The organism is Neisseria sp. P0024.S006 (genome assembly GCF_051956595.1).
In the GTDB taxonomy this organism is placed as follows: Bacteria; Pseudomonadota; Gammaproteobacteria; order Burkholderiales; family Neisseriaceae; genus Neisseria.
In genome coordinates, this window is the sequence record NZ_JBQCXH010000002.1 from 132163 (window position 1) to 153122 (window position 20960).

A 20960-nucleotide genomic window follows, 5' to 3' on the forward strand; every position below is an offset into this window, starting at 1 on the left:
TTAGCTGCTCAGTGAGCTATTAATTCCCGTAAACACCTTGAAAACAAGGCTATATTCTTATTTTTTGCGTTCCAGCATAGCCGTATTATGCGCACCCGGCGGAAGCAGATGTTGCTTTTCGGCCGCCACTTTAATCAGTTTGTGGTTGGCCAATCTTGCCTGCTCCAGCTTCAAGCGCGCGTAATCCTGTTCCAACTGAATTTCCCGCTTTTGCGCCTTATCCAACTCGATAAAGTGCAAGCGCGACTGGTTTTGCTTAAACACTACGGCAAAGGCCGAAACCGTCACCAAAACCAGTAATAAAATATTCAACTTACCCATTTCAAACTTTCAGACGGCCTGTCAACAGAAACATCCCTTGCGACAATGCCGAAACGCTTCCCTAGTCAACAACCGAAAATTCGCCGCTACTGCGCTCCGCCACACGCAAAACCGCACTGCGCGCACGCGGATTGGCTTCAGTCTCTGCCGAACCCGGTTTGATTGCTTTGCCCACAGCCTTCAAAGGCGGCTGAGGCAAATCCGCTTCCTTGACCACTGCCCAACGGGGCAAAGGCGCATGTTGCGAATATTTTTTAATAAACTGCTTCACAATTCTATCTTCCAAAGAATGGAACGCAATGACAGCCAAGCGTCCACCCTCTTTCAGACGGCCTGCAACCTGCGGCAAAACTGCCTCTACCTCTTCGAGCTCGCGGTTAATAAAGATGCGAACTGCTTGGAAGGTGCGCGTTGCAGGGTCTTGTCCGCGCTCACGAGTACGGACGTTTTGCGCCACAAGCTGCGCCAGCTTGCGGGTTGTATCGATGGGACTTTCCTCCCGTTGCGCAACAATGGCACGCGCAATCTGGCGACTAAACCGCTCTTCACCATAATTCTTAATAACCTCGTGTAAATCCTGTTCGGATGCGGTTGCAATCCATTCCGCCGCAGACATCCCGCGGGTCGGATCCATCCGCATATCCAACGGCGCATCAAAGCGGAAACTAAATCCGCGTCTGCCATCGTCAATTTGTGGCGACGAAATCCCCAAATCAAAAAGCGCACCGTCAATCTTATCGATGCCCAATTCATCCAAGGCCGTCTGAAATGTCTCAAAACCATTGTGTATGACACGGACACGTTTATCTTGCGCCGCCAGCTCATTGGCTACCGCAATCGCCTCGGGGTCTTTATCAAAAACAACCAAACGACCCTGCTCGCCCAAACGCGACAAAATCAGCCGGGAATGCCCTCCCCTACCGAACGTACCGTCCACATAAATCCCGTCTTCACGGATTGCCAACGCATCCACCGCCTCATGCAACAAGACAGTAACATGCTGATAATTTTCAACTTTACTCACAATTGCAAATCCGTTTGACTCAATTGGAAAGCCAATTCGTCAGGATCGATATCCAAAGCCTGATTCATTTCCTCTTCCCAATGTTCGCGGCCCCACAACTCCATACGGTTTGCACGGCCAACCAAAGTAACTTCTTTTTCAAAATCCACACGTTTGCGCAGATTGGCCGGGATCAAAACGCGTCCGGCGCTGTCCCACTCCAAAATCTCCGCATTGTGCAGCAGCAGATTTTGATACCGTTGCAAAGATTCATTGCCAGCTACTTTCAACTTCAGAATCTGCTCGGCTTTTTCCTCCCAAACGGGCTCCGGGTACATCAATAATTTTTTTCGGGAATCCAGGGTAACCACAATTGCAGGCGTATAACGGCGCAGCAAAATATCACGGAATTTGGCAGGAATCGCCAACCGCCCTTTACTGTCCATACTCAATTCATGAGCGCCGCCAAACACATCACACCCCAAATTCGATTAAAATAAAACAGAGTGAGATTAAAAATCCCACCTCCCTAAAATATTTCGTTTTCGCTTCAACAGGACACTTTTCAGGAAAAAGTAACCACTTTCACCCACTATACCCCACTAACCGACACTATAAGAAATTTTGGCAATCAGGTCAAATCCGTTTCTTATCTGAAATGAAACACTAAATGCTTAAAATTCAATAGTTTATATACGCAATAATGAATGACATATGGATTTATTAAGCATTTTGTTTAGCATAAAATACTAGATATAGTATGATTTATATTATAGAAATACTACATATAGTATTTTTATACTCAATTACCACCCATTCCGTAAGCAGCTATAATATACAAACAAATTCAAATTTTTTACATTATCTAACAGTCATGAAGCCACAACTCCCCCTCCCCTCCCCTGACGCACAAGCCTCTTCAGCACACCTGACTAAGCTCATCAAAAACGAAATTGAACAACATCGAAACTGGATACCTTTCTCCCGATTTATGGAGCTTGCCCTTTACACACCCAAATACGGCTATTACAGCGGAGGCAGCCATAAAATCGGCACGGACGGCGACTTCATCACTGCACCCACCCTATCTCCCTTATTCGGGCAAACCCTTGCCAGACAACTTACCGAATTACTGCCGCAAACAGCAGGCAATATCTACGAATTTGGTGCAGGCACAGGCCATCTTGCCGCTACTTTGTTACAAAATCTTTCAGACGACCTAAATCATTACTACATTATTGAGCTGTCGGCAGAGCTTGCAGAAAGACAACGTCAACATATTCTTGAGCACACATCTCCCGAAGCAGCCGCAAAAGTCATCCACCTCACCGCATTACCCGAACACTTTGACGGCATCATCATCGGCAACGAAGTATTGGATGCCATGCCGGTGGAACGCTTGATTTATCAAGATGAAGGGTTTCAACAAATTGGCGTCAGCTTAGAGAATGACAAGCTAATCGAAGCCATCAGACCATTGGCCCAAGCCGAACTGATACGAACAGCCGCCTTGTATTTCCCTCCCCTCCCTTCATACACAAGCGAGCTGCATCCGGCACAATATGCCTTTATCCAAACCCTGGCCGCCAAATTGCAGCGCGGCGGCATGATATTTATCGATTACGGCTTCGATGCCGCCCAGTATTACCATCCGCAACGCAAAGAAGGCACATTTATCGGCCACTATCGCCACCACACCATCCACGACCCATTTTTCAACATCGGCCTGACCGATCTGACTGCACATGTCAACTTCACCGATATTGCACGCGCCGGCACAGAATCAGGTTTGGATTTAATCGGCTACCTGCCCCAATCTTATTTCCTGCTCAATCTCGGCATCACTGATCTGCTGGCGCAAATCGGCAGTCCGGATTCAATTGAATACATCCAAGCCGCCGCCGCAGTACAAAAACTGATCCATCAGCACGAAATGGGCGAGCTTTTTAAAGTGATCGCTTTTGGCAAAGACATCGATATCGATTGGACAGGCTTCGTTCACGGCGATATTTGCCATAAACTATAACTCGACCATCTACTTTTTATTTTTTAAAAACAATAAGAAATAAAAAAAACCAAAATTAGCGCTTGCCAAATATTCAAAAAAAACTATAATAGCGACTTCACGAAACGGCGAATTAGCTCAGTCGGTTAGAGCAGAGGAATCATAATCCTTGTGTCCGGGGTTCGAATCCCTGATTCGCCACCAAATTTCGGGGGTATAGCTCAGTTGGTAGAGCGCTTGCATGGCATGCAAGAGGTCAGCGGTTCGATCCCGCTTACCTCCACCACTAAACAAAAAAGCTCTTGTTAAACACAAGAGCTTTTTTGTTTGGCTTAATTAATAACCAGATAAGGCATCAGAGCTTCCCTTCAATACCTAATCAATAAAGGCCGTCTGAAACATTTCAGACGGCCTTTTGTCTTTGATTACTTCACAAGCTTCAATACTTTTTTCGGTTTTTCTTCCGCAGATTCAGCTTTTTTATCTTCCGTTGCAGCAGGACTGGTAGAAGCAGGCTGATATGGTTCCACCTCGAAACCCATACCCTCTCCACTTTCACGGCCAAATATACTGACGATATGACCGACCGGAATCCAAATCTCATGCGCTACGCCGGAAAAACGCGCAGAGAAATTGACCCACTCATTGTCGATATTTAAATTATGGCTGGCTGTAGGGCCAATATTTAAAACAATCTCATTGTCGCGCACATACTGCATCGGAACGCGGGTATGTTCGTTTACCCAAGCGACGATGTGCGGCGTTTGGTTATTATCCAAGCACCATTCATACAAAGCGCGCAACAAATACGGTTTGGTTGAAGTCGCCATAAACCCATCCTTTAGCGGCGCATGGCTTTTTCAGCCGGAGTCAATGCCTCAATGAAGGCTTCGCGTTGGAAAATACGTTCCGCGTACTTCAGCAAAGGCGCGGCAGATTTGCCCAGTTTGATGTCGTAATAGTCCAAACGCCACAGCAGCGGGGACAAGGCAACATCGATCATAGAGAAGTCATCGCCCAAAATATATTTGTTTTTAGCAAAAGACGGTGCCAGCAGGGTCAAGCCATTGCCAATGGCTTCACGCGCTTTAGCCTGTTCTTTATTGGTGGACTCAGGGTTTTCCAACACTTGCACCAAGCTGAACAGTTCTTTTTCCATACGGTACAGCACCAAACGGCCGCGACCGCGCATAACAGGATCACCCGGCATCAATTGAGGATGAGGGAAACGCTCGTCAATGTATTCGTTAATGATGTTTGATTCGTGCAAAATCAGATCACGCTCAACCAAGACCGGTACTTGGTTATACGGATTCATCAAAGCCAAGTCTTCAGGTTTATTGAACACGTCCACATCTTTGATTTCAAAATCCATGCCTTTTTCGTACAGCACAAAACGGCAACGTTGGCTGAATGGACAAGTAATACCCGAATACAAAGTCATCATAATCTTCTACTCCTGATCAATCTTTTCAGACGGCCTTAGGCCTTATAAAAATTCAGAAAGAATTATACATAATTTCAAATACTTAATCCAGAAATTTAAAATAACATACTGTTTACATTAAGCAATTTTTAGATTTTCATTAATTCAACATAAATTAATCAAGCAAACAAAAAAGGCAAACCTGAAACAGGTTTGCCTTTTTGATTCAAAAGAATTAATGAACGTCTTTCCAAAATTCTTTTTTCAGGAAGTACGCCAACGGCAACATTACGGCGAACAGGAATGTCAAAACCATGTAACCGATACGGTGGCGTTGCAATTGAGCAGGCTCACCCATGTATACCAAGTAGTTCACCAAATCGCGCACATAAGCATCGTACTCTTTTTGGATTACTTTACCGTTAGGCAGACGACGGCTGTGCAGACCGGTAGATTCCCAATACAGTTTAGGAGTCAGGTTGCCATGCTCGTCTTTAATCATAACGGGCTGACCTTTGGCATCCAACTCAACGGCTTGAACACCTTGTTGCTCCCACAATGGGTGAGGCATACTCGCGCCGGCCAAAACGGTATTATTCCAACCGGTCGGACGAGTTGGGTCTTTATAGAAGCCGCGCATATAAGCGTACAGGTAGTCTGCACCTTTAGAACGGGCGATCAGGGTCAAATCCGGTGGAGGCGCACCCAACCATTTGGAAGCATCTTTCGGATCCATTGCCGCTACCATGACATCGCCAACATTGTCTGTTGTAAACATCAGGTTTTTCTTGATTTCATCTTCAGTCAAACCGATGTCTTTCAGACGGTTGAAGCGCATACCGCTTGCAGAGTGGCAAGACAAACAGTAGTTTGTAAAGATTTGCGCACCGTGCTGCAGGCTGACTTGGTCACGCAGGTCGATGTCGACTTTTTCATAGTTTGCATGGCCGCCGCTGGCGACGGCTGCACTCATAGGCACTGCCAGCAATAAGGCAGCAAACCAGTTTTTCAGAGTTTGTTTCATTTTCGCTGCCCTCATCAGATATTGGTTGCAAACAAGTAAGCACCAACAACGGTAATACCGACGTAAACAAAGAACATAATTTTTTGTTTAGTAGTGCTCATGGTTACGCGTTCAGGCGTAGCTTTTTCGCTATTAAACGCATTCAGGAATGGAATAGCTGCAAAGAAAACAGTGTAAGCCAGAACGAACGCCTTAACGATGTAATTTGGCAAGACTGCAACTAAATACAGGTTATAAATAATTAAAGCTGCATAAACAAACAGGCTAATTAAATATTTAATACCACCAGCTTTTTCAGCCAACCATTTAGGGTTTGTATGCAAAGGCATACCGATGAAGAACAAGAAATAGAATGCACTGAATGCACGAGCAAAAGCTGTACGAGTATCATCTGCTACCAATGCACCCAGAATGCCTAAGCCGATAAAAGATACAACAAACAACGCCAACATTACTTTGAAAGAGTTGTTGCGGTAACGAACAGATTTTACAGGTGACTTATCCAGCCAAGGCAACAAGGCAATCAATACAACTGCTGCACCCATGCCGATTACACCCCATACCTGAGTACCTGCCATCGAAGGAATCGCACGCAGAATTGCATAGAACGGAGTGAAGTACCATACCGGCGCAATGTGTGGAGGTGTTTTCAGCGCATTCGCTGCATCGAAGTTTGGCGCTTCGAGGAAGTAGCCGCCGCCTTCAGGTGCAAAGAACAACACAGAACAGAAGACAATCAGGAATACAACGACACCCAAGATGTCTTTAACGGTGTAGTAAGGATGGAATGGGATACCATCGCGTGGAATACCGTTTTCGTCTTTGTTTTTCTTGATTTCAACGCCGTCAGGGTTGTTAGAACCCACTTCATGCAAGGCAATGATGTGAGCCACAACCAAGCCGAGCAACACCAGAGGTACAGCGATAACGTGCAGGGCGAAGAAGCGGTTCAGAGTAACGTCGGAAACGTTGAAGTCACCACGAATCCAAGTGGACAAATCAGGACCGATAACAGGGATGGCGGAGAACAGGTTAATAATTACCTGCGCACCCCAGAAGGACATTTGACCCCAAGGCAACAGGTAACCCATAAAGGCTTCTGCCATCAATGCCAAGAAAATCAGGGAGCCGAAAATCCACACCAATTCACGGGGTTTTTTGTACGAACCGTAAATCAGGCCACGGAACATGTGCAGATAAACGACGATAAAGAAGAAAGATGCGCCGGTGGAATGCATATAGCGGATAATCCAACCGCCGGACACGTCGCGCATGATGTACTCTACTGCGGTAAAGGCAGCAGGCAGATGGTAGGCGTTCAGGTTGCCGTCCGGTTTGTAGTTCATGGTCAGGAAAATACCGCTGACAATTTGAATCACAAGGACAAGCAGGGCCAAAGAGCCGAAGTAATACCAGAAGTTGAAGTTCTTTGGCGCATAGTATTGAGCCAAATGCTCATTCCACATTTTAGACAGAGGGAAGCGAGCGTCCATCCAGCCTAACAATGCTTTTGCTTTGCTATTGGTTTGGTTTGCCATAATTATCGTTCCTTATTTTTAGTCTTCGCCCACCAAAACAGTTGTATCGCTCAGATATTTGTAAGGCGGTACAACCAAGTTGGTCGGTGCAGGAACACCTTTGTATACGCGGCCTGCCATGTCGAATTTCGAACCGTGGCACGGGCAGAAGAAGCCGCCTTTCCAGTCTGCGCCCAAATCCGCAGGGGCAACGTCGGGACGGTAAGTCGGAGAGCAACCCAGGTGGGTACAGATACCGATAGCGACGAGGAGGTTCGGCTTGATCGAACGGTGCTCGTTTTTAGCATATTCCGGTTGCTGATCCACTTCGGAATTAGGATCGACAACTGCGCCATCCAAACTTTTCAAGTCTTTGAGCTGTTGATCTGTACGATTGACCAGCCAAATCGGTTTACCCTGCCATTCGGCAGTCAGCATTTGGCCTGCTTCGATTTTGCTGACATCTACTTCGACAGCAGCACCGGCAGCCTTAGCTTTCTCCGATGGGAAGAAGCTGGCCACGAAGGGCGTAGCTACGCCCAGAGCCGCCACACCGCCTGCACCGCAAGTAGCCAGTGTCAGGAAACGGCGGCGGCCGTTGTTGATTTCTTGATTATCCATTATTCAGTCGTCCTAAATTTTTGGGAATACCGAGCCATTAAACAGCGTAATTCTACCTAGTTTGTTGTAATACTCAAAGCATTATTTAAAATAAGGTAAAGTTTTTATGATATTGCTCAATACTCAGGCAGGGTTGTTTTCATCAAAGTGAACCACTTCGATACCGAATTTTTCTGCCACGGCATCGCCTAAGGCGCGGACGCCGTAACGTTCTGTCGCATGGTGTCCGGCGCTGATAAATGCCACACCCGTTTCGTTGGCAAGATGATATTGCGCTTCGGAAATTTCACCGGTCAGATACGCATCAACACCTTCGTCTGCGGCTGTCTGAAAAAATCCCTGCGCACCGCCGCTGCACCAGGCAATGCGTTTGATTTCGCGTTCAACATCGCCGATAACGGTCGGCTTGCGGTCAAATACCGCCTCAATGCGTTCAGACAATTGCGCCAGCGTTTGCGTGGTTTTCAGACGGCCTGTATTCAACAGGTTTTGCTCGCCGAATTGTTTTTCGAGTACCCAATCGAGTTTCTCGGCCAACTGTGCGTTATTGCCTAATTGTGGGTGCGCGTCCAGCGGCAGGTGGTAGCCCGCCATATTGATTTGGTGTTGCAGCAAGGTTTCAATGCGTGCTTTTTTCCAACCGGTAATCGTGACAGGCTCGCTTTTCCAAAACATACCGTGATGAACCAAAAGCAGATCCGCCCCCTGCTCTACGGCAAAATCAATTGCTGCTTTGCTGGCGGTAACCGAAGTGGCGATTTTGGCAATTTCTTCTTTGCCTTCAACCTGCAAACCGTTGGGCGCATAGTCCTTAAACAGCCCGACCTGCAATGTCTCATCGCACCAAGCCAGAATTTCACGGCGTAAAGCCATATTCCGCTCCTTATATCTATCTTCAAAAACAGCTTCGCATTCTAACCGCAAAATCTGTTTATGCCTCAAATTCTTACATTCCGATTTCAGCAATCATTCCCAACATTAATCATTTGCACATCATCATGAATTATTTTAATATACGCCACCTTACCCACAGGCCGTCTGAAAACACATGGACTCTATTATCGAATTGCGTCATCTCAAAACCTTGCTGGCTTTAGAAGAAACCGGCAGCGTTTCCCTTGCCGCCAAACGGGTTTTCCTGACCCAATCCGCCCTGTCGCACCAAATCCGTGCCTTGGAAAATTATTACGAAACGCCTTTGTTTGAACGCAAATCCACGCCTTTGCGCTTCACTCCGGCCGGTATGCGCCTGTTGCAACTGGCGCGCGAGCTGTTACCGCAGGTTGCCGCCGCCGAACGTGATTTGGTGCGGATTATTGAAGGCGAAGCCGGCGAACTCAGGCTTGCCGTCGAATGCCACACCTGCTTTGACTGGCTGATGCCTGCCATGGGCGAGTTCCGTCCCTTATGGCCGCAAGTCGAATTGGACATCGTTTCCGGTTTCCAAGCCGATCCGGTCGGGCTGCTGCTGCAACACCGCGCCGACCTTGCCATCGTTTCCGAAGCTGAGCCGCTCAACGGCATCAGCTACCGCCCTCTGTTTGCCTATGAAATGGTCGGCATCTGCGCAGAAGACCATCCGCTTGCCGAGAAAGACGTTTGGGAAGCGGAAGACTTTATCGACGAAACCCTGATTACTTATCCCGTCCCCGACGAAATGCTGGATTTGCCCAAAAAAGTGCTACTACCCAAAGGCATTAATCCGCCGCGCCGCCACAGCGAGCTGACCATTGCCATTATTCAGCTGGTTGCCAGCAAACGCGGCATCGCCGCCCTGCCCTACTGGACGGTCATGCCGTATTTGGAAAAAGGCTACGTCGTTCATCGCAAAATCACTTCAGACGGCCTGCAAAGCAAACTTTATGCCGCCATTCGCACGGAAGACGCCAACAAAGGCTATCTGGACAACTTCTGCCAAATCACGCATGACCGCTGTTTTGCCGATTTGCCGGGTTTGAGCGAATTGGAAATGTAAACTTGAAACAATCAAAAGGCCGTCTGAACAATTTTCAGACGGCCTTTTTTAATATATACAAAAATTTCACTGCTTCTCTTCGGATTCATCCGAACCCAAACACGCCGGCAAATCGATTTCAGACGGCCATGTCTTATCAGGTGCAACCCGAATATCGAAATGCTCGCCGCGATAGTCGAAAACCAAACGCCAAGCGTGCAGAAACAGATGTTCCGCCTTATCGCCGCCATACAGCGTATCGCCCAAAATCGGACTGCCTATGCTTTTCATGGCCACGCGCAGCTGATGGGTTTTGCCGGTAAACGGTTGCAACACAAACAGGCGCAAACCGGGCTTCAGGCTTTGGCTGCTGAAACGGGTAACGGCAAAATTATCCTCATCACGCGTCAGCTTCCATGTACCGCGCCGCGAACGCGCCATACCGCCTTTCACCCAACCCTGCTTTTTCGCCGGCTTGTGCGTACCGAGTGCCAAATAAGTTTTACGCATGGTTTTCTCGGCAAACTGCGCCGACAAAGCCGCCGCGCTGTCTCGGTTGAGCGCAAGCAGCAACAGGCCGCTGGTGGCTTTGTCCAAACGGTGAACCAGCCACACGCGCTCAACGCCGAGCTGCTGCGCCAGCGATACGGTCAGGCAAACCTCCCCTTCCGATTCGCTGTGCACCGATACGCCACAAGGCTTATTAATGACCACAAAGTCTTTGTGTTCAAAAACAATGTCCCACATTTCAGACGGCCTTCAACACGATACCGTCGCCAAGCAGGGTCAAAATACCCAGCAAGCAGAACAAGATACATGCGGCAATGCGCACTGCTTTGGCCGGAATTTTGCGCATCAGCATTTCGCCCAAATACACGGCAGGCACAGAAGCAATCATCAAACCGGCAATACTGCCGACCACGACGAGCAGGATAGATTGGTATTTGGCCGCCAAAAGAACCGTTGCAATTTGCGTTTTGTCGCCGATTTCCGCCAAGAAAAACAGGACAACCGTCGCCGTAAATGCGCCGTATTTCAGCCATTTGCTGTCAGGGTCTTCATCTTTGTCCGGCAGCAGCAGCCATAATCCGACCGCAATAAAGCTGCCACCGACCACCCATTTCATGACTTCGGGCGAAATAGTGGATGCCAGCCAGACACCGATTGCGGCTGAAACGAGATGGTTCAATAGGGTTGCAACAAAGATACCGGCAACAATCGCGTTTTTGTGGGCAAAACGTGCTGCCAAAAAGAGCGCCAGTAATTGCGTTTTATCGCCGATTTCGGCAATGGCAACGCCCAGCGTCGAGGAGAAAAAAGCTTCCATGATTTAAGATACTCAACCGAAAAGCGGGCAAACAAAAAGCGCTGTGCATACCGCCCGCAAGGGTATGGACAACGCTTACGTCTTGCCTGTCTTCCGATAAAGCAGAGAAGATACCGCTGCCACGGCCGCACAAGCCGATTATGTTGACAACGGTTTCGGCATTGCGCCGAATGGCTACTCCCGTAAGAGTGAAGCGCGGATTTTACGGCAAACCATAGCCTGAAGCAACAAAAAGAAAAACAAAAGGCCGTCTGAAACCTCATTCAAGCAGGTTTCAGACGGCCTTTTTCACAGCGATTAATTATCGGAGAACAAATCGCCTACTTTTTCGCCTACTTTTTCCCAAAACGATTTTTTGCGCGGGGTTTGGCTGAGATTGAGGCCGGAGGAGATTTTTTCAAATTCTTCCAGCAACTCTTTCTGACGGTCGGTCAGGTTAACCGGTGTTTCAACCAAAATGTGGCAGTACAAATCGCCGGTCGAGCTGGAACGCAAAGACTTGATGCCTTTGCCTTTCACGCGCATACGGCGGCCGGTCTGCGTTTCTTTCGGAATGTGCAGTTTGACTTTGCCGTCCAAAGTCGGCACTTCGACTTCACCGCCCAATGCGGCAATGGCAAAGCTGATCGGCAGTTCGCAATGCAGGTCCAAGCCGTTGCGCTCGAAGATTTTGTGCTGTCTCACGCGGACATTGACGTACAAATCGCCTGCCGGCGCGCCGTGTTGACCCGGCTCGCCCTCGCCACTCAAGCGGATGCGTTGACCGTCGTCGATGCCTGCCGGAATATTGACTTCAACCGTTTTGCTGGTTTTGGTGCGGCCTTCGCCACGGCATTTGACGCAAGGATCTTTGATTTCTTTGCCCGTACCGTGACAAGTCGGACAAGTCTGCTGCATTTGGAAAATGGCTTGGCGGACGTGCACCGTGCCTGAGCCGTGACAGGTCGAACAAGTCGATGCGGATGTACCCGGTTTGGCACCTGAGCCGTGGCAGACATCACATTCTTCGTAAGTCGGAATATTGATGCGTTTTTTCACGCCTTTGGCGGCTTCTTCAAGCGAAATTTCTATGCCGACCTGCAAGTCCGCGCCGCTGTAATCCGGCTGGCGGCCGCCGGCACCGCCGCCGAACATTTGGCTGAAAATATCGGAAAAATCGAAGCCTTGCGCGCCGCCGAACCCGCCAAAACCGCCGAATCCGCCCGCGCCGCCGCCCATGCCCTGCTCAAACGCGGCATGGCCGTATTGGTCGTACATGGCGCGTTTTTCCTTGTCTGACAAGGTATCGTAAGCTTTTTGGACTTCTTTAAATTTTTCTTCCGCTTCTTTGTTGTCAGGGTTGCGGTCGGGATGGTATTTCATTGCCAGCTTGCGGTAGGCTTTTTTGATTTCATCGTCGCTAGCGCTGCGGGCAACACCAAGTGTTTCGTAAAAATCTTTATTGCTCATAATTTTGATAGTGTTAAGAATGAATTCAAACTGGGTGGGATATGTGGGCGAGTATCAAAAACTCAAGTCAGTATTTTCAAGGCCGTCTGAAATTGTGCTTTTCCGACATCCAAACATTCAGACGGCCTTTGTCAAACCGACAGGCCCGACAACCTGCTATAATCCCATCTTTATTTTTTCCAACGTTTTCAAGCGAAAAACAGAATGACCATGCAAGAACATTACCAGCCCGCCGCCATCGAGCCTGCGGCGCAGAAAAAATGGGACGACGAGCGTATTTTTAACGTCTCCGAAGACGCCTCCAAACCCAAATACTACTGCCTCTCCATGTTCCCCTACCCCAGCGGCAAGCTGCATATGGGGCATGTGCGCAACTACACCATCGGCGACGTATTGAGCCGCTTCAAACGCTTAAACGGCTTCAACGTCATGCAGCCTATGGGGTGGGACGCGTTCGGCATGCCGGCGGAAAACGCGGCGATGAAAAACAATGTCGCCCCCGCCGCTTGGACGTACGACAACATCGAATACATGAAAACCCAGCTCAAAAGCCTGGGTTTTGCGATTGACTGGGAGCGCGAAGTCGCCACCTGCAAACCCGAATACTACCGCTGGGAACAATGGCTGTTTACCAAGCTGTTTGAAAAAGGCATCGTCTATCGCAAAAACGGCACGGTGAACTGGGACCCGGTCGACCAAACCGTCCTTGCCAACGAGCAAGTTATCGACGGGCGCGGCTGGCGTTCGGGCGCGTTGATCGAAAAACGCGAAATCCCGATGTATTACTTCAAAATCACGGATTACGCCGAAGAGCTGCTCAACGATTTGGACAAGCTGGAACACTGGCCGGAACAAGTCAAAACCATGCAGCGCAACTGGATCGGCAAATCTCGCGGTATGACTGTGCGCTTCGCCGTTTCAGACGACAGCAAACAAGGCTTGGAAGGCGATTACGCGAAATTCCTGCAAGTTTATACCACCCGTCCCGACACGCTGATGGGCGCGACTTATGTTGCCGTTGCCGCCGAGCATCCGCTGGCAACCGCCGCAGCCGCCGACAAACCCGAATTGCAGGCATTTATCGCCGAATGCAAAGCCGGCTCGGTTGCCGAAGCCGATATGGCGACAATGGAGAAAAAAGGCGTGCCGACAGGCCGCTACGTCGTCAACCCGCTCAACGGTGACAAACTGGAAGTGTGGATTGCCAACTATGTATTGTGGGGCTACGGCGACGGCGCGGTGATGGCGGTTCCGGCACACGACGAACGCGATTTCGAGTTCGCCACCAAATACAATCTGCCTAAAAAACAAGTGATTGCCGTCGGCGACAACGCATTCGACGCAAACCAATGGCAAGAATGGTATGGCGACAAAGAAAACGGCGTATTGGTCAACAGCGGCGACTTGGACGGCATGAATTTTCAGACGGCCTTCGACGCCATCGCCGCCAAGCTGCAAAGCCAAGACGCGGGCGAACCGAAAACCCAATACCGCCTGCGCGACTGGGGCATTTCGCGCCAACGCTACTGGGGCTGCCCGATTCCCATCGTCCATTGCGAAAAATGCGGTGACGTCCCCGTCCCCGCCGACCAACTGCCCGTCGTTTTGCCTGAAAACGTCGTACCTGACGGCATGGGTTCGCCACTGGCAAAAATGCCCGAGTTTTACGAAACCACCTGCCCATGCTGCGGTGGCGCGGCGAAACGCGAAACCGACACCATGGACACCTTCATGGAATCAAGCTGGTATTTCTTCCGCTACATGTCGCCCAAGTTCGCAGAAGGCATGGTATCGGCTGAAGCCGCGAAATACTGGGGCTCGGTCGACCAATACATCGGCGGTATCGAACACGCGATTTTGCACCTCCTGTACGCGCGTTTCTTCACCAAACTGATGCGCGACGAAGGTTTGGTCAATGTTGACGAACCGTTTGAACGCCTGCTCACGCAAGGCATGGTCGTCTGCGAAACCTACTACCGCGAAAACGACAAAGGCGGTAAAGACTGGATCAACCCTGCCGATGTCGAGCTGACTTTCGACGATAAAGGCCGCCCCGTTTCCGCCGTCCTCAAAGCCGACGGCCTGCCTGTCGTCATCAGCGGCACGGAAAAAATGTCCAAGTCCAAAAACAACGGCGTCGATCCGCAAGAATTGATTAACGCCTACGGCGCGGACACCGCCCGCCTGTTTATGATGTTCGCCGCACCGCCCGAACAGTCCCTCGAGTGGAGCGACAGCGGCGTCGAAGGTGCGCACCGCTTCCTGCGCCGCCTGTGGCGCACCGTTTACGAATACCTGAAACAAGGCGAAGCAGTCAAAGCGTTCGCAGGCAGCCAAGACGGTTTGTCTAAAGAACTCAAAGACCTGCGCCACAAACTGCATTCCACCATCGCCAAAGTCAGCGACGACTACGGCCGCCGCCAGCAGTTCAACACCGCCATTGCCGCCGTGATGGAACTGCTCAACCAATACGACAAAACCGACACCAACGGCGAACAAGGCCGCGCCGTCGCCCAAGAAGTATTGGAAGCCGTCGTACGCCTGCTGTGGCCGATTGTGCCGCACATCTGCGAAACCCTGTGGAGCGAATTAAACGGCGCGAAACTGTGGGAAGCAGGCTGGCCGACAGTCGATGAAGCCGCCTTGGTTAAATCCGAAATCGAAGTCATGGTTCAAGTCAACGGCAAACTGCGCGGCAAAATCACCGTCGCCGCCGACGCCTCCAAAGCCGACCTCGAAGCCGCCGCCCTCGCCAACGAAGGCGCAGTGAAATTCATGGAAGGCAAGCCTGCGAAGAAAATCATCGTCGTACCAGGCAGACTGGTGAACATCGTGGTGTAAAGCCAGATTCGACATTGATTGCTGTAATTAAAAAAGGTCGTCTGAAAACTTGGAAACAGGGTTTTCAGACGACCTTTTTAAGGTAGATTGAGTTGTCTACATTACAAACCTCAAATAACTTAAATCTCAAAATCCAAAACATGAATTTATTTTTCGATACCGAATTGGGAAAGCAACAAAATAAAGCAACCCACAAAATCCGTGTAATGAGCGAGGCTTGGCTAGAAAAAAACGGCTACTGCCCCTGTTGCGGAAGCAAGCCGATGCAGAGATTTACCAATAACAAACCTGTTGCAGACCTCTTTTGTCCAAACTGTCACGAGCAATATGAATTAAAGAGTAAAAATCAAAAAACTATAGGTAACAGTGTACCTGACGGTGCATATCACACCATGCTGGAGCGCATCCAGTCAGATACCAACCCAAACTTTTTCTTTCTTGCATATAAAAAAGCGGATTACTCCATACAGCAATTGGTGCTTGTACCTAAACATTTCATAACACCGGACATGATTATTCCCAGAAATAAAGGTATTAAAAACCGACCGCACCACATCATGTGTTCCATTAATCTTGTACCTTTACCTGAAAGCGGCAAAATATTCTTAATAGACAATTCCCGCATTATCGAACCCGAAATCGTTCTGAAGAAATGGCAATCCAATCTATTTTTACGCAACCAAAATGCGGAGCGCAAAGGCTGGCTTTTGGCTATTATGAAATGTATCGATCAACTCCCCGAAGAATTCACATTGTCGCAAATGTATGAATTTGAAAACAAACTATCCATCCAATTCCCCCAAAACAACCATATCAAAGACAAAATCCGCCAACAGTTGCAAATTTTGCGTGATCAAAATATGATCGAATTCATTGGTCGCGGACTTTACAAAAAATCAATAAATTGTGCCTAACTCCCAAGGCGTTTTGATTTCAAATCATGATACTGAATTCACAAGGGATATTTATTCTTCTGCCATTCTGAAAACGGTTGAAGTACAACGCAATATTGCCGCAAAGGGCAGCAGTCGTAAAAAAGTCGGAGAATTATTGGCAATTTATGCGTGATTTCGACAAACCCGCTGAAGAAGCCGCCATTTATCAAAGTCGTTTGAAAAAAATCGTTTCAGACGACCTTGTCCTCTACAACGAAAATTCCTTTAACGTTATGCGGAAGATATTGGAAAAATATCCAAACGGCTGTTTGATATGATTTTTGCAGACCCGCCTTACTTTCTTTCCAATAACGGCTTCAAAAGCCAAACATACGTTTCATTCTGAAACCATGAAAACACAAAAGGATGGTAAACAGGTGAAATGTGTTTGGACATTCCCTCCTCCAAATAAAGCTGAAAAAACATTCGGCAAACATCCGACACAAAAACCACTCCCCTTGCTTGAACGCTGCATGCTATCGGCTTCAAACATCGGTGATTGGATTTTTGACCCTTTCATGGGCAGCGGCACAACAGGAGGCGCTGCCTTAAAACATGGTCGGAAATTTTGTGGTTGCGAACTAGCAGAAGATTTTTTTGAACTAGCAAAGAAAAGGCTACAACAAAAGCTGTAGCCCCATCTTATTTTAAATTATTCGAACAATACCAGCTCTACCCTGTCTGGTCATTTCATGAACTTCCGGCATGAATTCTTTTTTAAAATAAAATGCTTGATTCTTATTTGAAGTATTCCGATTATATTGCGCAGAAAATATAGGATGGTATGGCTTAGAATCTTTTGATCTGATTGGTATAGAACTACCGTTTGATGTATGAATGTATCCGTCGCCGGAATTAATATCAGCTAACAGCTTATTTTTAATTTGCGTGAAATCATCAGCTAACTGTCTGAAAAGTTCACCCCTTCATTTATTTGCACATGATAGGCTGACTGTATGTACCATTGGTCAGGATCGTTGCCGACTTTACAAATAGGAACATATAGCAAATTCTTAATTTTTTGGTATATCCAACTATCTTCAAAGCTTATCTGATCGCTGATTAACTGATCAAAGTTACTGGAAATCTGCGAGATAAACATAGTCTCTAGTGGTGCACCATCTGTATCTGCTTTATTGGTTTTCAGCTCGCCATCAGCAAAATCTGTCAAAGCATTTGTATTGTTAAGCCCTATCAATTTTTCGATAAACTGTCCTACCCCGCCTTTATTTATCCTCATTTCAGAGGTAAAACCAGGAAATCTGGTTTGATATTCAAGTTTTAGTTCTCCTAGCGTCTTTCCGGCGTTTTCTTCAAAAAAATCATACGAATCAGTTAAATTCATTATCACAGTTTCCTTCATTAACATAGTCTTTAAAAGTCAAAAGTTCAGGTAAAGAAATATTTAATGCATTAGCCAAACGAACAAGATTTAATAGGGCGGGGTTACGCTCTCCACGTTCTATCATCCCGATATAAGTCCGGTGCATATTCGCTTTTTCAGCCAATGCTTCCTGACTTAAATCCTGCAGTTGTCTTAAATGACGAACATGTTTGCCAAATTGTTTTAAAATTTCTGATTTCATGATGACTATTCTTAATGTTTGCAAATTAAATTCCACATACAATAAGTATCAACTTTAGTTCTAATACAAAAGGCCGTCTGAAACCCTATATTCAGGTTTCAGACGGCCTTTTTATCTCCCCGATTTTATTCGCCGTAATAGGCTTTGGTCAGGATTTCTTCCATGTCGGCGACCAGTGCCAGACGCGGGTTGGCCGGGGTGCATTGGTCTTCAAAAGACATCATGGCCAGCTCTTTTCTGCCGTCGAGGAAGGTTTTCTCATCGATGCCCTGCTCTTTAAACGACATTTTGATGCCGACGTTGACCGCCAGTTCATGACAGGCGCGGGCGAAGGATTCTACGCCTTCTGCCGGTGTGCTGCATGGCAAACCTAAAGTACGGGCGATTTCCTGATATTTCAGGTCGGCTTTGTAGTAGTTGTACTTCGGCCAAGTGGCGGTTTTCTGCGGGCGTGTGCCGTTGTAGCGAATGACGTGTGGCAGCAGGATGGCGTTGGCGCGGCCGTGCGGAACGTGATATTTGCCGCCGATTTTGTGTGCCATCGAGTGGTTGATACCCAAGAACGCATTGGCAAACGCCATGCCTGCGATGGTGGAGGCGTTGTGCATATGCTCGCGCGCTTCCGGATCGGCCGCACCGTGTTTGTAGGAGCGTTCGAGGTATTGGAACACGAGCTTGATAGCTTGCAGGGCGAGGCCGTCTGTAAAGTCGTTCGCCAGTACGGAAACGTACGCTTCTACCGCGTGGGTCAATACGTCCAAACCGGTATCAGCGGTTACGCTTGCCGGTACGGTCATGGTAAACGCAGGGTCGACAATCGAAATGGTCGGTGTCAGTGAGTAGTCGGCAATCGGATATTTTTTATCGCCGTCGCTGATGACGGTAAACGGCGTGACTTCAGAGCCGGTTCCCGATGTGGTAGGGATGCCGATAAATTTGGCTTTGCGGCCCAATTCGGGGAAGCGGAACGCGCGTTTGCGGATGTCCATGAATTTTTGTACCAAGTCTTCAAAATCGACTTGCGGCTGTTCGTAGAAGAGCCACATGGCTTTGGCCGCGTCCATCGGCGAGCCGCCGCCCAGCGCAATGATGGTGTCGGGCTGGAAGCTGCGCATCAAATCCGTGCCTTTATAGACGGTTTGGACGCTCGGATCGGCTTCGACATCGGTAAACAGCTGGATGGTCACTTTGTTTTTGCGTTGGTGCAGTTGGTAGGTGATTTTATCGACAAAGCCCAGATCAACCATCGAACGATCGGTCACAATCATGACTTTTTCGCAGTCTTTCATGTCTTGCAGATATTGGATGGAATCGCGTTCAAAATAGATTTTTGCGGGCACTTTGAACCATTGCATGTTGTTTCTCCGACGGCCTACTTTTTTGATGTTTAACAGATTGACTGCGCTGACGTTGCCGCCGACGGCGTTTTTACCGTAAGAGCCGCAACCGAGGGTCAGAGAAGGCAGGAAAGCGTTGTACACGTCGCCGATGCCGCCGAAGGTGGAAGGCGAATTCCAAATCACGCGCAGGGCTTTGACGCGGGAGCCGAACGTTTTGACCAATTCTTCGTCAGCAGTATGGATGGCGGCGGAGTGTCCCAAGCCGTCAAAGGCGACCATTTCTTCGGCGAACTTCAAGCCTTGTTCGGTCGAATCCGCCTTAATCATGGCCAAAACGGGCGAAAGTTTTTCTCGGGTCAGCGGCTCGTTGGGGCCGACTTCGCGGCATTCGGCGATGATGATATTGGTTTTTTCAGGTACTTTAAACCCGGCCTGTTCGGCAATCCATGTCGCCGGTTTGCCCACAACGGCGGAATTGAGTTTCGCGCCGCCGCAGCTGGCGCAATTCGCCGTTACGCCGAAGATAAACTCTTCGAGCATGGCTTTTTCTTTTTTGTTGGCAAAGTACACGCCGTAGGATTTGAACTCTTCGGCCAACTCTTTGTAAATCTCTTTATCGGCAATCACCGCCTGCTCGCTGGCGCACACCATGCCGTTGTCAAAAGATTTCGACATCACAATATCGTGCGCCACCTGTTTGATGTCCGCCGTTTTTTCAACATAAGCAGGTACGTTGCCCGCCCCAACGCCGAGCGCAGGTTTGCCACAAGAATACGCGGCTTCCACCATCGCATTGCCGCCGGTCGCCAAAATCGTTGCCACGCCCGGATGTTTCATCAGCGCGGAAGTGCCTTCCATAGACGGCTTTTCAATCCACTGGATACAGTTTTCCGGCGCACCGGCCGCAATCGCCGCATCGCGCACGATACGCGCGGCATGGGCGGAACACTGCTGGGCGGACGGGTGGAACGAGAAAATAATCGGATTGCGGGTTTTCAGTGCAATCAGGGATTTGAAAATGGTGGTGGAAGTCGGATTGGTCGTCGGCACGATACCGCAAACCACGCCGACCGGATCGGCAATTTCCGTAATGCCGGTTACATCGTCTTCGCTGATGACGCCCACAGTTTTCAAATCACGCAGGCGGCGCACGACGTTTTCGCAGGCAAACAGGTTTTTCGTCGCCTTATCCTCAAACACGCCGCGTCCCGTTTCTTCAACCGCGTGCATGGCGAGTACACCATGTTTGTCCAGCGCGGCAATAGAGGCTTTGGCAACAATAAAGTCAATCTGCTCCTGATCGAGCTTAAGAAACTCGTCCAATGCCCGTAAACCCTTGTCAACCAGGCTGTTTACCTCGGCTACGGCTGGGCTGACGACGTTGTCGGCTGATGCGTTCATGGTGTATCTCCTTAATAAAAGGTGGCAATAAGGTCAATAAATTTTCACTACGATAACTATAGGTAATTTAGTTACATTTTGCTTTGACCTACATCACAAACCATGATTGAACTTTTCAGACGGCCATTTTATCGTTTATTCATTTTAATTCTTTGAAGTATAATATTTTTATCCACACGAAAACAAAAACGGTCATTCTTCGTCGCTTTC

18 protein-coding genes, 2 tRNA genes and 3 pseudogenes are annotated in these 20960 nt (G+C 48.6%); 8 read left to right on the forward strand and 15 right to left on the reverse strand.

All coding sequences use genetic code 11. The annotated features are described in order from the left end of the window. Nucleotides 1-57 precede the first annotated feature (57 nt). The 3 genes from ftsL to mraZ all read right to left on the reverse strand — a co-directional run bounded on the left by ftsL (nt 58) and on the right by mraZ (nt 1797). Nucleotides 58-321: a cell division protein FtsL gene (gene ftsL / locus ACTHUF_RS04335; RefSeq protein WP_003681879.1), complete on the reverse strand. Its 264-nt coding sequence runs from the start codon at nt 319-321 to the stop codon at nt 58-60. A 61-nt stretch (nt 322-382) separates the two neighbouring features. Beyond that, nucleotides 383-1345 carry a 16S rRNA (cytosine(1402)-N(4))-methyltransferase RsmH gene (gene rsmH, locus ACTHUF_RS04340; protein ID WP_440407229.1) on the reverse strand — a complete coding sequence of 321 codons (963 nt, stop codon included), beginning with the start codon at nt 1343-1345 and terminating at the stop codon, nt 383-385. Beyond that, nucleotides 1342-1797 carry a division/cell wall cluster transcriptional repressor MraZ gene (mraZ, locus tag ACTHUF_RS04345; protein ID WP_003748265.1) on the reverse strand — a complete coding sequence of 152 codons (456 nt, stop codon included), beginning with the start codon at nt 1795-1797 and terminating at the stop codon, nt 1342-1344. The genes rsmH and mraZ overlap by 4 nt, the downstream gene beginning before the upstream one ends. A gap of 401 nt (nt 1798-2198) precedes the next feature. On the opposite strand from mraZ, the gene ACTHUF_RS04350 reads away from it, so the two are divergent. The 3 genes from ACTHUF_RS04350 (at nt 2199) to ACTHUF_RS04360 (ending at nt 3615) form a co-directional block, all read left to right on the forward strand. Next, nucleotides 2199-3350, forward strand: a complete 1152-nt coding sequence (locus ACTHUF_RS04350; protein ID WP_440407231.1) for a class I SAM-dependent methyltransferase — start codon at nt 2199-2201, stop codon at nt 3348-3350. A gap of 106 nt (nt 3351-3456) precedes the next feature. Next, nucleotides 3457-3533: transfer RNA gene (locus tag ACTHUF_RS04355), tRNA-Met, on the forward strand. 6 nt (nt 3534-3539) lie between these two features. Next, nucleotides 3540-3615, forward strand: a tRNA-Ala gene (locus ACTHUF_RS04360). Nucleotides 3616-3754: 139 nt separating this feature from the next. Here the strand turns inward: ACTHUF_RS04360 and ACTHUF_RS04365 are convergent. The 6 genes from ACTHUF_RS04365 to ACTHUF_RS04390 form a co-directional block, all read right to left on the reverse strand. After that, entirely contained in the window at nt 3755-4159 is a 405-nt protein-coding gene (locus ACTHUF_RS04365) for a ClpXP protease specificity-enhancing factor (protein WP_070850837.1), read from the reverse strand. An 11-nt stretch (nt 4160-4170) separates the two neighbouring features. Beyond that, complete coding sequence (locus ACTHUF_RS04370; protein WP_003685910.1) at nt 4171-4776, reverse strand: glutathione S-transferase N-terminal domain-containing protein; 606 nt, start codon at nt 4774-4776, stop codon at nt 4171-4173. A gap of 214 nt (nt 4777-4990) precedes the next feature. Continuing rightward, nucleotides 4991-5779 carry a cytochrome c1 gene (locus ACTHUF_RS04375; RefSeq protein WP_003748257.1) on the reverse strand — a complete coding sequence of 263 codons (789 nt, stop codon included), beginning with the start codon at nt 5777-5779 and terminating at the stop codon, nt 4991-4993. Between the two features lie 14 nt (nt 5780-5793). Beyond that, the gene (locus ACTHUF_RS04380) at nt 5794-7317 is read right to left on the reverse strand and encodes a cytochrome b (protein WP_168163289.1); all 1524 of its coding nucleotides are present in this window, start codon (nt 7315-7317) and stop codon (nt 5794-5796) included. Nucleotides 7318-7335: 18 nt separating this feature from the next. Then, nucleotides 7336-7917, reverse strand: a complete 582-nt coding sequence (gene petA, locus ACTHUF_RS04385; RefSeq protein WP_440407234.1) for a ubiquinol-cytochrome c reductase iron-sulfur subunit — start codon at nt 7915-7917, stop codon at nt 7336-7338. A gap of 123 nt (nt 7918-8040) precedes the next feature. Beyond that, entirely contained in the window at nt 8041-8790 is a 750-nt protein-coding gene (locus ACTHUF_RS04390; RefSeq protein ID WP_440407236.1) for a Nif3-like dinuclear metal center hexameric protein, read from the reverse strand. A gap of 175 nt (nt 8791-8965) precedes the next feature. Here ACTHUF_RS04390 and ACTHUF_RS04395 point away from each other — a divergent pair, with 175 nt between their 5' ends. Beyond that, on the forward strand, nt 8966-9892 hold the full coding sequence (locus ACTHUF_RS04395) for a LysR family transcriptional regulator (RefSeq protein ID WP_440407238.1): 927 nt from the start codon (nt 8966-8968) through the stop codon (nt 9890-9892). Nucleotides 9893-9958: 66 nt separating this feature from the next. On the opposite strand, the gene ACTHUF_RS04400 is transcribed toward ACTHUF_RS04395, so the two are convergent. The 3 genes from ACTHUF_RS04400 to dnaJ form a co-directional block, all read right to left on the reverse strand. Beyond that, nucleotides 9959-10618 (reverse strand): TIGR01621 family pseudouridine synthase, encoded by a 660-nt coding sequence (locus ACTHUF_RS04400; RefSeq protein WP_440407240.1) that lies wholly within the window; start codon nt 10616-10618, stop codon nt 9959-9961. Between the two features lies 1 nt (nt 10619). Then, the gene (locus ACTHUF_RS04405; protein ID WP_440407242.1) at nt 10620-11198 is read right to left on the reverse strand and encodes a TMEM165/GDT1 family protein; all 579 of its coding nucleotides are present in this window, start codon (nt 11196-11198) and stop codon (nt 10620-10622) included. A 297-nt stretch (nt 11199-11495) separates the two neighbouring features. Further along, complete coding sequence (dnaJ, locus tag ACTHUF_RS04410; protein ID WP_049322586.1) at nt 11496-12647, reverse strand: molecular chaperone DnaJ; 1152 nt, start codon at nt 12645-12647, stop codon at nt 11496-11498. A 210-nt stretch (nt 12648-12857) separates the two neighbouring features. Between dnaJ and leuS the strand changes: the two genes are divergently transcribed. From leuS to ACTHUF_RS04430, 4 genes and pseudogenes are all read left to right on the forward strand, one after another. Next, nucleotides 12858-15488: a leucine--tRNA ligase gene (gene leuS, locus ACTHUF_RS04415; protein ID WP_204788681.1), complete on the forward strand. Its 2631-nt coding sequence runs from the start codon at nt 12858-12860 to the stop codon at nt 15486-15488. Nucleotides 15489-15628: 140 nt separating this feature from the next. Then, a pseudogene (locus ACTHUF_RS04420) lies at nt 15629-16419 on the forward strand (DpnI domain-containing protein). Beyond that, nucleotides 16392-16556: pseudogene (locus ACTHUF_RS04425) on the forward strand (DNA adenine methylase); the annotation flags it as partial. The pseudogenes ACTHUF_RS04420 and ACTHUF_RS04425, both read left to right, overlap by 28 nt. Further along, nucleotides 16549-17058: pseudogene (locus ACTHUF_RS04430) on the forward strand (DNA-methyltransferase). The pseudogenes ACTHUF_RS04425 and ACTHUF_RS04430, both read left to right, overlap by 8 nt. A gap of 266 nt (nt 17059-17324) precedes the next feature. On the opposite strand, the gene ACTHUF_RS04435 reads toward ACTHUF_RS04430, so the two are convergent. From ACTHUF_RS04435 to adhE, 3 genes are all read right to left on the reverse strand, one after another. Further along, complete coding sequence (locus ACTHUF_RS04435) at nt 17325-17768, reverse strand: MutH/Sau3AI family endonuclease (RefSeq protein ID WP_440407244.1); 444 nt, start codon at nt 17766-17768, stop codon at nt 17325-17327. After that, complete coding sequence (locus ACTHUF_RS04440; RefSeq protein ID WP_315094078.1) at nt 17755-18009, reverse strand: helix-turn-helix transcriptional regulator; 255 nt, start codon at nt 18007-18009, stop codon at nt 17755-17757. The genes ACTHUF_RS04435 and ACTHUF_RS04440 overlap by 14 nt, the downstream gene beginning before the upstream one ends. 125 nt (nt 18010-18134) lie before the next feature. Next, nucleotides 18135-20750, reverse strand: coding sequence for a bifunctional acetaldehyde-CoA/alcohol dehydrogenase (gene adhE, locus ACTHUF_RS04445; RefSeq protein ID WP_440407246.1), 2616 nt, complete (start codon nt 20748-20750; stop codon nt 18135-18137). Nucleotides 20751-20960: the final 210 nt, after the last annotated feature.